The sequence below is a fragment of the Candidatus Microthrix subdominans genome, from assembly GCA_016719385.1.
Lineage (GTDB): Bacteria > Actinomycetota > Acidimicrobiia > Acidimicrobiales > Microtrichaceae > Microthrix > Microthrix subdominans.
On record JADJZA010000006.1, the window covers coordinates 168,886 to 182,295 of the forward strand.

Genomic DNA, 13,410 nt, shown 5'->3' on the forward strand with positions numbered 1-13,410 from the left:
GGGCTCCCCACTACGGAAGTATCGGGCCTGGCGTCAGGCGTTCTGGTCGGCCCACCACTTGAGCAGCTCGGCCTCGGCCCGCTCGGGTTCGAGGGGACCCTCGTCGAGGCGCAGCTCCAGCAGGTGGTTGAGTGCACGACCGACCACCGGACCCGGTTCGATGCCGAGCAACTCGATCACCGCCTTGCCGTCGAGATCCGGACGGATGGCGGCCAGCTCCTCCTCGACCGCCAGCACCTCGATCCGCTCCTCGAGCGCGTCCATGCGGCGCGACAGCTCCTGGGCCTTGCGCTGGTTGCGGGTTGTGCAGTCCGAGCGGGTGAGATCGACCAGCCGGTCGAGCAGCGGGCCGGCGTCGCGCACGAAGCGACGCACCGCCGAATCGGTCCAGCCCATCTGGTAGGTGTGGAACCGCAGGTGCAGGTAGACAAGCCGGCTGACGTCGGACACCAGCTCGTTGGAGTACTTCAAGGACCGCATGCGGGCCTTGGTCATGCGGGCCCCGACCACCTCGTGGTGATGAAAGCTCACCTTGCCCGAGGAGAACGATCGGGTGTCCGGCTTGCCCACGTCGTGAAACAGCGCCGCCAGGCGCACGACCAGCTCGGGCTGAGTCTTGGCGACGACCGCGATCGAGTGGGCGAGCACGTCCTTGTGGCGGTGGATCGGGTCCTGCTCGACGCGCAGCGCCGGCAGCTCGGGAAAGAACTGGGCGGCCAGACCGGTGTCGTGAAGAAACCACAGGCCGGGCGAGGGGTCCGGAACGACCACCAGCTTGTTCAGCTCGTCGCGGATGCGTTCGGGGGACACGATCGACAGTCGCTCGGCCATGTCGCGCACCGCCTGGACGACGTCGTCATCGGGCACCAGGTGGTGGGAGGCGATGAAGCGCGCCGCCCGCATCATGCGCAGCGGATCCTCCCCGAAGGACACCTGAGGCCCGGACGGGGTGCGCAGCCGCGAGGCGGCCAGGTCGGCCGCACCGTCGAAGGGGTCGATCAGCTCGGGCGCCGTGCCGGTGACCTCGAGTGCCATCGCGTTGACCGTGAAGTCGCGCCGGGCCAGATCGTCGACGACGTCGGCCGAGAAGGTCACCTCGGGCTTGCGGCTCTCCGGGTGGTACACCTCGGCCCGGTGGGTGGTGATCTCCACGGTCACCCCGGCGGCCATCGCCCCGATGGTGCCGAAGCGTTCGCCCTGGGTCCACAGGGCGTCGGCCCACCCGCCGAGCGTCGCCTTGATCTGCTCGGGCGAGGCGTCGGTCGTGAAGTCGAGGTCCTCGGGCAGGCGGTCGCCGCCCAAGAGCAGGTCGCGCACCGAGCCGCCGACGAGGTACAGGCGATGATCGCGGGCGCTGAAGCGCTCGGCCAGGGGGCGCAGGCTGTCCAGTAAGGACGCCAGTCGGGTCGGGATCACCGCAGCGAGGCTACAAGAGGCTGTCGGGGCTGCAGACAGGCGGGGCCGCAGGGCCTCAGGCCGGCAGGTCGAGGCGGCGGCGCGCCGCGTCGAGGCTGGCGATGACCTCGGCACCCGGGCCGCCCCAGGAGGGCCGGTCGACCGGGGGGAGCCCGGCGTCGGTGATCGTCGAGAGCGTGGCGCGCAACGAATCCCGCAGGGCCTCGAGGTCGTAGCCCCCCTCGAGGAACAGCATGCGCCTGCCGGGCGTCGACCAGCCGAGCAATGCGCCGGTGAGTGCCCCGAAGTCGGCGTCGGTCAACGCCAGCCCGCAAAGGGGGTCGCGCCGGTGGCCGTCGTAGCCCGCCGAGATCAGCACCCACGTGGGGGCAAACGCCTCGATCGCTGCGCCGACCGGGCCCTCGAGCGACGCCAGGTAATGCTCGACGGTGGCACCGCTTGGCAGAGGGATGTTGAGCGTGGTGCCCAGCCCCCGGCCCGCCCCCATCTCCTCGATCCTGCCGGATCCCGGATACTGAGGGAACTCGTGCCAACTCACCATCATCACGTCGTCGCGCCCGTAGAAGATGTCTTGGGTGCCGTTGCCGTGATGGGCATCGAAGTCGGCGATCAGCACCCGCTCGCCGCGCGCTGCCAACGCCGCTGCACTCACGGCCACGTTGTTGAACAGACAGAAGCCCATCGCCGTCGTGGCGGTGGCGTGATGGCCTGGGGGCCGGACCACGCAGAAGGCGGTGTCCAGCTCGGGGGAGGGCGGCCCGGCAGGCTGGGCCGACAGCGTCTCGATCGCGCTCAGCCCAGAGCCCGCTGCGGCGAGCGCTGCTGGCAGCGACGCCGCCACCAGCGGCGTGTCGGCGTCGATCGAGCCGCCTCCCGAGTTGGCCAGCACGCGGATGCGTCCGACGTGCTCGGCACTATGAACCAGCATCAGCTCGGCGTCGGTCGCCGGTCGTGGCTCGATCACCCTCAGGGCGCCCTCAAACTCCGGATCGCGGAGCGCCGCAGCGGTGGCCGTCAGGCGGGCGGCACGCTCCGGGTGCCAACGACCGGTGTCGTGTGCGGCGAAGCGATCGCTGGTGACGACCAGCACCGTCACGGCATGAACCATCGGTTGCGTCGCAGGTGCCTCGGCGATGGCATGTCGATCCTCCCGGGTTCGGGTGCGGTCACCGTAGCGGAGCCAGCACTAACCTCGCGACTGCCATGGCTCGATCCTCCACACTCGCCTGGCGCGGCGAACGCTTTCGGGTGACCCCCTGGCGTGGCGAGGGTGTTGTCGCCCACCTGTCGATCGATGCCCGCGGTGCACACCCCACCACCACGGGCGTGGGTCGATGCGTCGCCGAGGCAACCGAACGAGGCTTCGAGCGCATCTTGACCGCCGCCCTCCACGACGACGATCTCCATCCGTTCGTTCAGCATGGGTTCGAGCCGGTCGAGGAGCTGATCGTGCTCGCCCACGACCTGGCCACCCTGCCGACTGCGCCGACCTACCGGGTGCGCTCGTTTCGTCTCCGCTACCGCAGCGAGGTACTCGCCGTCGACGAGCGCGCCTTCCAGCAATTCTGGCAGCTGGACTCGGCCGGCCTCGATGAGGCCTTCGGGGCGACGCCCCGGGCCCGCGGGCGGCTGGTGAGGGATCACCACTCGGTCATCGCCTACAGCGTGGTCGGACTGTCCGGGTCCGAAGCCTTCATCCAGCGTCTGGCGGTCGACCCGGACCACCAGGGAGTGGGCCTGGGCCGGGCGCTGACCGTCGACGGCCTGGCCTGGGCCAAGTCGCACATGGCCGGGGTGGCCTTCGTCAACACTCAGCGCTCGAACTCCGCCGCCCTCGAGCTGTACGACAAGCTGGGGTTCCAGCGCCGGTCGCGGCCGTTGACCGTGATGGGCCTGTGGCTCGACGATCGCCCCGACGACGCTGCGGCGGGCCGATGAACCTCGGCCCGGCGGTGCCCCGGCCATGCGGCCGACGCCCCCTGATGGCGCGTCTGAAGGTGGGCGTCGGCCTCGCAGTGGGGTTAGGCCTCGGCCTGCTCGCCGGCCCCCTCCCCGCGGCGCAGGCCGGTACCGGGGTAGCCGGGCGCGCCCCCTCCGCGCCACCGCTGCGCATCGTCGACACGTCGACCTTCGTCCCCGCCGACGGGACGTTCAGCTTCGGCGTCGATACCGCCGACCTCCGCCTCACCGACGAGCTGGCCTGGACGGTGCACAGCCTCATCCCCAACACGACCGAAGCGATCGAGTCGGCGCTCGACGGCGAGCCCGGCCCGCCACTCCGATCCGAACAACGAGCCACCATCGCCGAGCTCGGACTGGTCGGCGGTCAAGTGCCCGATTCCACCCCGGGGGACGGTCGCCGCAACGCCACCGTCACCATCCCGGTGCGCTCGAAGGCCGGCGACAGCGACCGGGTCTTCCTGCCCGACGCCGGCATCTATCCGGTCAGCGTCCGACTGCTCCAGGACGGCGACGAGCTCGACACCGTCACGCTGCCACTCATTCGTCTCGGTCGCTCCCCCACCGATCGTCCCCGCCTGGTTCATCTGATTCGCACGATCTCCGGTGGACCCTCGCTACAACTCGACGGCGCCGCCAAGCCCTCGACCGGCGACCTGACCGAGCTGAGAGCGCTGACCGAACAGCTCGCCACCGTGCCCGCCGATGCCGACACATCGGCGCTGTCGGTGTCGTTGCCGGCCGAACTGCTCGACACCCTGGCCATCGCCGGGTCCCCCGAGGAGGCACAGGTCGTCGACGGGCTGGCGAAAGTGGCCGATCGTGCCACCTGGTTGTCCTCCCCGTATGTGCCCCTCAACCTGGGGGTGTGGGCAGCCGCCGACGTCGCCCAGAATCCGGCGCTGACGATCAGCTACGACGTGGCGCAGCGGCGGCTGTCCGACCTGCTCGACGTCGAGGTGAACGATGCCCTCGTTCCGCCGGACTGGACGCTGGCCGCGCCCACAGTCGGGTTCCTCGCCGACCGGGGCGCCACGACCGTGCTCCTCGATCCCAACGTCGTCCGTTCTGGAGACCAACCCGGCGCTGCGACGTCGGTGGAAGGCACGACGGTGAACGCCGCCGACCGTCGGACGCGCCAGACCGAGCAACCCGAGGACACCAACACGGGCAGCGTCAAGGCGTCGCTGCCGGCGCTGACGGTGAGCGACTTCGACCTCACAACCGAGACTGATCGATCGGATGCCGACCCCGACACGAACCCCACGGTGGATGCCGTCGGGGTGGCCCGGCAGCTGGCGCTGCTCAGCGCCGCGCCCCTGGCCAACGAGGAACGGCTCGGCGACCCGACCGACGGGTCCGACGCCGACCGGCCCACCGGCCCCTTCGACGTCGTGGCGCTGCGCGTGCCCGACTCCTTGGCCGACGGGCAGCTCGGAGCGCTCGTCGCCTCGTTGAGCGAGGCGACGGGCGTGCTCGCCCCGGTCGACGCCGACGGGCTCGTCAAGGCGGTCGGTCGAGCCAGCTCCGCTTCGAGATCAAACGGGGGGCCACCCAAGGAGTCGGAGGTCGTCCTGCGCAACGCCACCGTCACCCAGTTCGGGGCCTTGGAGTTCGCCACCTACCGGGGTCAGCAGGCGGTCAACGCGGCGTCAACGCTCGACCCGGGCAACGAGGCGGCCGAGCTGGCACAGCGCCAGCTGCTGGTGGCGCCCCACCTCGGCCTGTCCCCCGACGAGTCCGAGGCCTACGCGTTGGCCGGCCGCGGCGGGGCCCAGGCGGTGCTCGACTCGGTGTCGCTGGGCGACCTGTCCACGATCACGCTCGCAGCCCGCCGAAGCAAGGTTCCCTTTCGGTTCCGCAACGAACTGGCCGACCCCGTCACCGTCTCGCTTCGCGTTCAATCCGACCGCCTGAAGTTCACCGACGCCGACCCTGACGGACGCATCGAGCTGACGCTGCCACCTGGCGCCTCCACATCGGAGGTCTCGGTCGAGGTCGTCACCTCGGGCGTATTCAGCGTCACCGCCGACGTCCTGACGCCGACGGGATCCGACGTGATCGAACGCCAGGAGTTTCAGGTTCGCTCGCGCGCCTTTTCGGGGGTGGGTGTGACGCTGTCGGTGGCGTCCCTCGCCGTGTTGGCCCTGTGGTGGATCCGCACCGCACGAGCAAAGCGTCACGCCGAAGGCCAGTGATGGCCCAGCCGAGCACCGCTCGGCCAGTAACCTTCACCCCCATGCCCGGGAACGCCACCGACTCGCCGTCCCCGTCGGCCGATTATCCTGCGGGAACGATGCTCGGCGAGCGCTATCGCCTGGAGCGCAAGGTGGGCACCGGTGGCATGGCCCAGGTGTGGGAGGCCTCCGATCTGGTCCTGGATCGCCGGGTGGCGGTCAAGATCCTCCACCCCCACCTGGCGACCGACACCTCGGTCACCCGCTTCCGGCGCGAGGCGATCGCGGCGGCCCGCCTGGCCCATCCCAACGTCGTTTCGATCTTCGACACGATCTCCGCCGACGGGGTCGAGGCGATCGTCATGGAGCTGGTCGACGGCACCACCCTGCGGCGTCACCTCGACCGTCACGAGCGCCTCAGCCCCGACGATGCACTGCACATTGGCACCTCGGTGTGCGACGCCCTGGCTGCCGCCCATGGGTCGCACCTGGTCCATCGCGACATCAAACCGGCCAACATCTTGTTGTGCCGGGACGGCAGGGTGAAGATCGCCGATTTCGGCATCGCCAAGGCCGCCGTCGGCGACGGCCTGACCCGGGAGGGCACGCTGGTGGGCACCGCCGCCTACCTGGCCCCAGAGCAGGTGGAAGGCTTGGGAGTGGACGGTCGAACCGACCTGTACGCGCTCGGCTTGGTGCTCTACGAGGCGCTGACCGGCTCGCTGCCCTTCACCGGTGACAGCGACGCAGCCGTGGCGCTGGCCCGGCTGCGCGTGACGCCACCCAACGCACATCGCGTGCGCAGCGCCGTTCCTCGGGCGACCGCCGGCGTGATTGCGAAGTCCCTGGCCAAGGAGCCCGACGACCGCTACCAGGACGCCGCGTCGATGCGCCGGGCGCTGCTCGAGGCCGGCACCGGCGATCTGGGCACGCTGGAGGCGATGCCCGTCGCCGAACCGGGTGGCGACGACCGGACCCCGACCAACGAGACCTCGAACTTCTCCACCGAGCGCCGCTGGCTGGTGCCGGCCTTGGTGATCGCCTTGGTCGGATCGGCCCTGATGATTGCGTATGCGCTGCTCAGCGGAGGCGGCGATCAGGCCGACCTGATCGGTCCCGCTGACGACGCGCCGCCCGCTGTCGCCAAGATCATCGGAGCCCAGGATGTCGATCCCAACGGCGACGACGCCGAGCACGCAGACGAACTCCCCAACAGCTTCGATCAAAACGACGAGACGTTCTGGTCCACCGAGAGCTACGGGTCGGCCAACCTGGGTAACAAGCCCGGCGTCGGCATCGGCTGGGTCGTCAAGCCCGCTCAGATCGAACGCCTCAACCTCACGACCACATCGACGGGATGGTCGGCCGATGTCTACGTGCTCGAACGCCAACAGGACCTGGTGGACTTCGACCCCGAGGCCAACGTGGTCGCAACCTCGATTGGTCCGGTGACCACCGGGACGGTCGAGCTCAACCTGCAGGCGAGACAGGGCGAGGTTGTCCTGTTGTGGATCACCGACCTGGGCGACGCCGAATCGGGCCAGGATCTGCCGTATTCGGTCCGGATCAACGAGGCCGAGATCCTTGTCACCCAGGGGTGAGCCCGGCCGCCGACCGCCGCACCGACGACCATGCGGTCGATGCCGGCCTGGTCCGATCGGCCCAGGCCGGAGACCGTGCGGCGATGGAGCGACTGCTGCGCCGCCATCACGACCGGCTCCATGCGGTCTGTTGCGGCGTGGTCGGACAAAGCGATGCCGACGACGCCACCCAGGCGACACTCATGTCGATCGTGGGGGGCCTCGCCCGATTTGATCACCGGGCCCGCTTCAGCACCTGGAGCCACCGCATCGCGGTCAACGCCGCACTCGACGAGCTGCGGCGGCGCGCACGCCGGCCCCAACCCCACGATCCCATCGAGGGTGGCGGTGACGCCCGGCATCCCCATCGGCGGGAACTCGAAGCCCTGCGCGCAACGTCCAAGCAGCCAATGGACCCACGTGCCGATGCCCCGGAGGGCAGTCTCGACCATGGCGACCCGGCGCAGCGGGTCGTCGATCGTCAAGTGGTCGAGGCCGCCCTGGCCGGCCTGAGCGACGACTTCCGGGTCCCCCTGGTGCTCGCCGAATACGGCGCCCTGGAATACGCCGAGATCGCCGAGGCGCTCGAGATCCCGGTGGGCACCGTGCGCAGCCGGATCGCCCGGGCCCGTCGACAGCTGGGGTTCTACGGGGAGTCGCTGCGATGACCGATCGAACACGGCCCTCAAACGGGCTCGGGACCCCGCCGCAACCCGACGCCAGCGCCCGAGAGCGGGCCATCGCCGACGCTTTGGCCCACTTTGACGACCTGATCGTCGACGGCGTCCTCACCCCCGCAGGTGAGGCCGACGTTGCTGCCGAAGCCGAGGGTGGTGACGACCTGGACCGTCGTCGCCGGGCGAAGGGCCGACGTCGGAGCGCTCCGCAGCGCTGGCTGGCCGCTGCGGCGGTCCTGCTGGTCCTTGGCGCCGGCGGCGCCCTCGCCGCTCAGGTGATCGGTGGCTCCGGAGAACAGATGACCAGCGAGGCCAGCGACCAGGCCGAAGGGGGCGCCACCAACGCCGACGAGGCTGCCCGGGCGGAACGCGGCGTAGCCGATCAGACCAAAGCGGGCGGCGCCGAACCCGCAGCCGAAGCCGCACCCGAGGCCGCCGCCCAGGCCCTCGCAACGCTTCCCGAGTGGCTGTGCGAGCTGACCGCACGCCTGGGTGTGGACGTGTGCGCGCGGTGAGCGGCGGGCCGTTCGGCCCCACGGTAGGCACCGGGTCCCCAACTCCTCGTAGGCTGGGATCATGGCCAAGCCGTCTGCCACCACATCCAAACCCGTCACCACGGGTGCTACCACCCCTCAGCCGTCCGCCGACGGCACCGATGCCCACTGGGCCGACCAGATCGCCGACCTGATCGTCGACGGGGTCGATCGGGTGCGCGACCGCACGGTCACCCCGGCGCAGGCGTTGGCCAAGTACGTCGTCTATGGAGTGATCGTCGCAGTCCTCGCGCTGCCCCTCCTCGTGTTGACGCTCGTTTTGCTGGTTCGGGTGTTGGATGCCTTCATCCCAAGTGGCGTCTGGGCTCCCTACCTCATCCTTGGCGCGGTCTTCGTCATCGCCGGGGCCCTCCTCTGGTCGAAACGGTCGAAATGAGCATCATTCATCGCAAGGTCCTCATCATCGGCTCGGGTCCCGCCGGTCTCACCGCAGGCATCTACACCTCCCGGGCCCAGCTGCAACCGTTGCTCGTCGAGGGTGAGCCGTCCTCGACCTCGGATCAGCCGGGCGGCCAGTTGATGCTGACCACCGAGGTCGAGAACTTTCCCGGCTTTCCCAACCAGGTGCAGGGCCCGGAGCTGATGCTCGCCATGCGCGAACAGGCCAAGCACTTCGGCACCGAGATCATCACCGCAAAGATCACCAGGGTCGACCTGTCCGGCCCGCCACACCGCCTGTGGGTCGGCGACCCCGATGCCCCCGAGCCCACCTACACCGCCGATGCCGTCATCGTGTCCACCGGAGCACAGGCGTTGATGCTCGGGATCGACGCCGAATGGGACCTGATGGGACGCGGCGTGTCGACGTGTGCCACCTGTGACGGGTTTTTCTTCCGAGGCCGCGACGTCGCTGTGGTCGGCGGAGGCGACTCGGCGATGGAGGAGGCCCTCTTCCTCGCACGCATGGCAGGCTCGGTCACGGTGATCCACCGTCGCGACGAGCTGCGCGCCTCCAAGATCATGGCCGAGCGCGCCATGGAACACCCCAAGATCAAGTTCATGTGGAACACGGTGGTCGAGGACCTGGTCGGTGACGAGACGCTCGAGGCGGTCAAGCTTCGTGACCTCACCACCGACGCTGTCTCCACCGTGCCGATGGCCGGATTCTTCGTCGCCATCGGTCACCGTCCAAACACCGACCTGTTCCTCGGCCAGCTGGCCACCGACGACGACGGCTACATCGAGACCGTCGCCGACGGAACCCGCACGTCGGTCGAAGGCGTGTTTGCCTGCGGCGACGTTCAGGACGAGACGTACCGCCAGGCGATCACCGCCGCAGGAAGCGGTTGCATGGCAGCGATCGACGCCGAGCGCTGGCTGGAGACCCGGGGAGAGTGACCCCCGGGGAATGCCAAGGGTGACGCGCCGGTTACACAGGGCGACCCCATCTTGGAAACCCCCAATCTGAAAGAGGACCGATGGCTGCAGGAATCACTCATCTCACCCAGGCAAACTTCACCGAAGAGGTCGCTGGTAGCGACACGCCTGTGTTGGTGGACTTCTGGGCCGAATGGTGCGGGCCGTGCAAGATGATCGCTCCTGTGCTTGAGGAGATCGCCCAAGAGCATGCCGGCAAGATCCGCATCGCCAAGGTGGACGTCGACTCCGAGCAGACCCTGGCCATGCGCTTCGGCATTCAGGGCATCCCCACCATGATCGTCTTCTCCGGCGGCGAGCCCGACCTGCGCATCACCGGCGCCATGGGCAAGCCACAGCTGGAAGACAAGCTCGCCAGCTACCTGTAACCACCTGGGTTGCCCACTGTTTCGGTCGTTGTCCCCGAAGAGACCACAGGGTTATCCACAGCTGTGGAGGACGACCTGGGTTACTCGTCGCCGATCACGATCCGGTAAAGCCGCTCCAGGTCGTCCAGGTCGGCAAACTCGACCAGGATGCGCCCTCTCTTGGCGGAGAGTTCGACCGCCACCGACGTCGACAGCCGGTCGGACAGCAACTGTTCCAGCTCGAGCACGCCGGCGGGACGATCCTCCGGTGCAAGGTCGGGCTCGTTGGTCGTCGACCCGTTCTGGCGATGGTCGGTAGCGGGCGAGTTGGGCCGTGGACGCCCCCGACCGCTTGGGACCCGCTCGGCCAGATCGTGGCGCGCCCGCACCAGTTCCTCAACCGCCCGCACCGACAGTTCCTCGTCGACGGCGCGCTGGGCCACCGACGTCTGCGATGGCTCGTCGGGCAGCGACAGCACCGCTCGCGCCGCCCCGGCACTGAGCGCTCCGTCCCGGACGAGCCGCTGGATCTCGGCGGGCAACTGAAGCAGGCGCAACAGGTTGGTGACCGCCGGTCGGCTGCGCCCCAACCGGGCTGCGGCGGCCGAGTGTGACAACCCAAACTCATCCATCAACTGCTGGATGCCGACCGCTTCCTCCAACGGGTTGAGGTCTTCCCGGTGCAGGTTCTCGACCAGCGCCTCTTCCAGCGCGGCTTGGTCGTCGCCGTGGCGCACGAGCACCGGCACGGTACTCAGTCCGGCGCGACGTGCCGCCCGCCAGCGTCGCTCGCCGGCGATGAGGTGATAGGTCCCGTGATCTGCCGGCCGCACCAGCAGCGGTTGGAGCACGCCAAGCGCCTCGATCGAGGCGGCCAACCCACCAAGTGCCTCATCATCAAAGTCCACGCGCGGTTGGTACGGGTTGGCTCGGATGTCGTCGAGGGGTACCTCCTGCACCCCCTGCGGAACGGAAGCGGAACCAGCATCGGACACCACCTCGGCGTCTGTTGAGGGTTCGGCTTCTTCCATCGGCGGAATCAGGGAATCCAGTCCCCGTCCCAATGCACTACGGCGCCCCACGTTCATGAACCTCCCTGGCCAGTTCCCGATAGGCCACGGCGGCACGGGAAGACGTATCGAACAGCGTGATCGGCATGCCGTAGGAGGGTGCCTCCGACAGGCGAACGCTCCGGGGGATGACATTGCGGCACACCTTGTCGCCGAAGTGCTCGCGCACCTGAGTTGCGACCTCGTCGGACAGGCGGGTCCGGCCGTCGTACATCGTCAGCACCAGGTTGCCAAGCTTCAGATCGGGGTGCAGGTTGCGCTGAACCTGGTCGATATTGCGGATCAACTGTCCCAACCCCTCCAGTGCGTAGTACTCGCATTGGATCGGCACCAGCACCTCCGAAGCGGCGGCGAAGGCGTTGACCGTGAGCAGCCCCAGCGAAGGTGGGCAGTCGATCAGCACGTAGTCGAAGCGGTCGACCACCGAGTCGATGGCTCGCTTCAACCGCTGCTCTCGGCTGAAGGCCGGAACGAGCTCGATCTCGGCGCCCGCGAGATCGAGGTTGGAGGGTGCGACGAACAGGCCCTTCACCGAGGTGGGCTCGATGCAGTCCTCCATCGGCTGGTCGTGCAACAGCACGTCGTACATCGACACGTCGACCGTTCGGCTGTCCAGCCCGAGTCCGGTCGAGGCGTTTCCCTGAGGGTCGAGGTCGACCACCAACACCCGCAGGTCCAACTCGGCGAGCGTCGCTCCCAAGTTGACCGTGGTCGTGGTCTTGCCCACGCCGCCTTTCTGATTGGCGATGGCGATGACACGCGGCGTCTGCGTCGGCTCGGCAGCACGCCCGTCCGTTGCGTTGACCTCAACTTGGCGATGGTCGAGTACTTCCTCGCTCACGCTGGCCATCCTTCTCGGCTCAATGCCTGTCGTGGTCGAACCGGTCTCCGCCTCAAGTTCAACCGATCGCTCCTGAGGTTACGGCATCCCTGATGAATGCTGGTGCATCCCACCCAGATAATGACGGCGGACGGGCTGCGTTCAGCGAAACGTTCCACGTGAAACCGAAACGCCTCCTGGGGCGATGCCACTCGGGCGTACGGGCGAGCCCGGTCTTGATGGTTTCACGTGAAACGCACGATCGGTCGCCGAACCGATCCTCGGTCAACTTAGGAGAACCCTGGAACCGGGACAGGAACGTTCGATGACATGGTGGTGCCGTTACCCAACTGACCAAAATAGTTGTACCCCCAACAGGACACGGCTTCGTCGTCGACAATGACGCACGTGTGGCCGGTGCCCGCCGCCAGGTCCGTGACTCCGGTGATCCCTGGGACGGCGATGGGCGCGATCGATTCGTCGTTTGTGCCGTTGCCCAGCTGCCCGAACCAGTTGGACCCCCAACACGACATGTCACCATTGCCCAGGATCGCGCAGGTGTGCCGATCGCCGGCGATCAGGGCGGTCGCGTCGGTCATGCCGGCGACCGCAACCGGCACCAACGCGTACGAGGGCCGCACGCCGTCGCCGAGTTGGCCGTAACCACCCTGCCCCCAACAGACCGCTCCGCCGCCATCCACGATCGCGCACGCGTGGGCGTAGCCGACGGCCAGCCCGGTGGCATTGCTGAGACCGCTGACCTCAACCGGCACATTGGAGAACCAGGAGGCCGTGCCGTTGCCGAGCTGACCCCATTGGTTGATCCCCCAACACGACACCCCGCCGTCGGCGAGCAGCGCACACGAGTGATAGCCGTGTGAGGCGATGGCGGTGGCGTCGGTGATGCCGGTGACCGGGATGGGCACGCTCGAGTCGATGGTCGTGCCGTCGCCGAGAAGGCCGTAGTCGTTGCGCCCCCAGCAGGAGACCCCGCCGTCAGCGAGCAGCGCACACGAGTGGGAGTTGCCGATGGCCACGGCGGTGGCATCGGTGATGCCGGTGACCAGGACGGGCACGCTCGAATCGGTCGTCGTGCCGTTACCCAGCTGACCCTCGCCGTTGAAACCCCAACACGACACCCCACCGTCAGCGAGTAGCGCACACGTCTGGAAGTTGCTGGCCGCGATGGCGGTGGCATTGGCAATGCCAATCACTGCGACGGGCACCCTCGAATCGGTGGTCGTACCGTCTCCGAGCGCCCCAGTGAAGTTCTCGCCCCAACACGACACGGTGCCATCACCACGCAGTGCACACGAATGGTCGCCACCAGCAGCGACGGCGATGATCGGCTCGGGAGGGGGCGAACCGGTGCACCCAACAACCAGAAGAACGGTCGCCAGGACCGCCATGAACCAACGGACACGCATAATTGC

13 protein-coding genes are annotated in these 13,410 nt (G+C 68.5%); 8 read left to right on the forward strand and 5 right to left on the reverse strand.

Annotated features, from left to right (window positions below; translation table 11 throughout):
- Nucleotides 1–33: 33 nt before the first annotated feature.
- Together IPN02_08915 and IPN02_08920 are read right to left on the reverse strand one after the other, a co-directional pair.
- Entirely contained in the window at nt 34–1,416 is a 1,383-nt protein-coding gene (locus IPN02_08915) for a CCA tRNA nucleotidyltransferase (GenBank protein ID MBK9296943.1), read from the reverse strand.
- Nucleotides 1,417–1,471: 55 nt separating this feature from the next.
- The gene (locus IPN02_08920) at nt 1,472–2,512 is read right to left on the reverse strand and encodes a histone deacetylase (protein MBK9296944.1); all 1,041 of its coding nucleotides are present in this window, start codon (nt 2,510–2,512) and stop codon (nt 1,472–1,474) included.
- A gap of 107 nt (nt 2,513–2,619) precedes the next feature.
- Here IPN02_08920 and IPN02_08925 point away from each other — a divergent pair, with 107 nt between their 5' ends.
- From IPN02_08925 to trxA, 8 genes are all read left to right on the forward strand, one after another.
- Complete coding sequence (locus IPN02_08925) at nt 2,620–3,354, forward strand: GNAT family N-acetyltransferase (protein MBK9296945.1); 735 nt, start codon at nt 2,620–2,622, stop codon at nt 3,352–3,354.
- 44 nt (nt 3,355–3,398) lie between these two features.
- Nucleotides 3,399–5,573: a hypothetical protein gene (locus IPN02_08930; GenBank protein MBK9296946.1), complete on the forward strand. Its 2,175-nt coding sequence runs from the start codon at nt 3,399–3,401 to the stop codon at nt 5,571–5,573.
- A 41-nt stretch (nt 5,574–5,614) separates the two neighbouring features.
- On the forward strand, nt 5,615–7,153 hold the full coding sequence (locus tag IPN02_08935; GenBank protein MBK9296947.1) for a serine/threonine protein kinase: 1,539 nt from the start codon (nt 5,615–5,617) through the stop codon (nt 7,151–7,153).
- Nucleotides 7,150–7,800 (forward strand): sigma-70 family RNA polymerase sigma factor, encoded by a 651-nt coding sequence (locus IPN02_08940; protein MBK9296948.1) that lies wholly within the window; start codon nt 7,150–7,152, stop codon nt 7,798–7,800. Before IPN02_08935 ends, IPN02_08940 begins: the two co-directional genes overlap by 4 nt.
- Nucleotides 7,797–8,324, forward strand: a complete 528-nt coding sequence (locus IPN02_08945; protein ID MBK9296949.1) for a hypothetical protein — start codon at nt 7,797–7,799, stop codon at nt 8,322–8,324. The genes IPN02_08940 and IPN02_08945 overlap by 4 nt, the downstream gene beginning before the upstream one ends.
- Nucleotides 8,325–8,385: 61 nt before the next feature.
- Nucleotides 8,386–8,739, forward strand: coding sequence for a hypothetical protein (locus IPN02_08950; GenBank protein ID MBK9296950.1), 354 nt, complete (start codon nt 8,386–8,388; stop codon nt 8,737–8,739).
- Nucleotides 8,736–9,701: a thioredoxin-disulfide reductase gene (gene trxB, locus IPN02_08955; GenBank protein MBK9296951.1), complete on the forward strand. Its 966-nt coding sequence runs from the start codon at nt 8,736–8,738 to the stop codon at nt 9,699–9,701. The genes IPN02_08950 and trxB overlap by 4 nt, the downstream gene beginning before the upstream one ends.
- Nucleotides 9,702–9,781: 80 nt before the next feature.
- A complete protein-coding gene (gene trxA / locus IPN02_08960; protein MBK9296952.1) occupies nt 9,782–10,108 on the forward strand; it encodes a thioredoxin in 327 nt (108 codons plus the stop codon).
- An 80-nt stretch (nt 10,109–10,188) separates the two neighbouring features.
- On the opposite strand, the gene IPN02_08965 is transcribed toward trxA, so the two are convergent.
- From IPN02_08965 to IPN02_08975, 3 genes are all read right to left on the reverse strand, one after another.
- Complete coding sequence (locus tag IPN02_08965; protein ID MBK9296953.1) at nt 10,189–11,169, reverse strand: ParB/RepB/Spo0J family partition protein; 981 nt, start codon at nt 11,167–11,169, stop codon at nt 10,189–10,191.
- On the reverse strand, nt 11,156–12,007 hold the full coding sequence (locus tag IPN02_08970; protein MBK9296954.1) for a ParA family protein: 852 nt from the start codon (nt 12,005–12,007) through the stop codon (nt 11,156–11,158). Before IPN02_08970 ends, IPN02_08965 begins: the two co-directional genes overlap by 14 nt.
- A 260-nt stretch (nt 12,008–12,267) precedes the next feature.
- Complete coding sequence (locus IPN02_08975) at nt 12,268–13,404, reverse strand: hypothetical protein (GenBank protein MBK9296955.1); 1,137 nt, start codon at nt 13,402–13,404, stop codon at nt 12,268–12,270.
- Between the last annotated feature and the right edge of the window lie 6 nt (nt 13,405–13,410).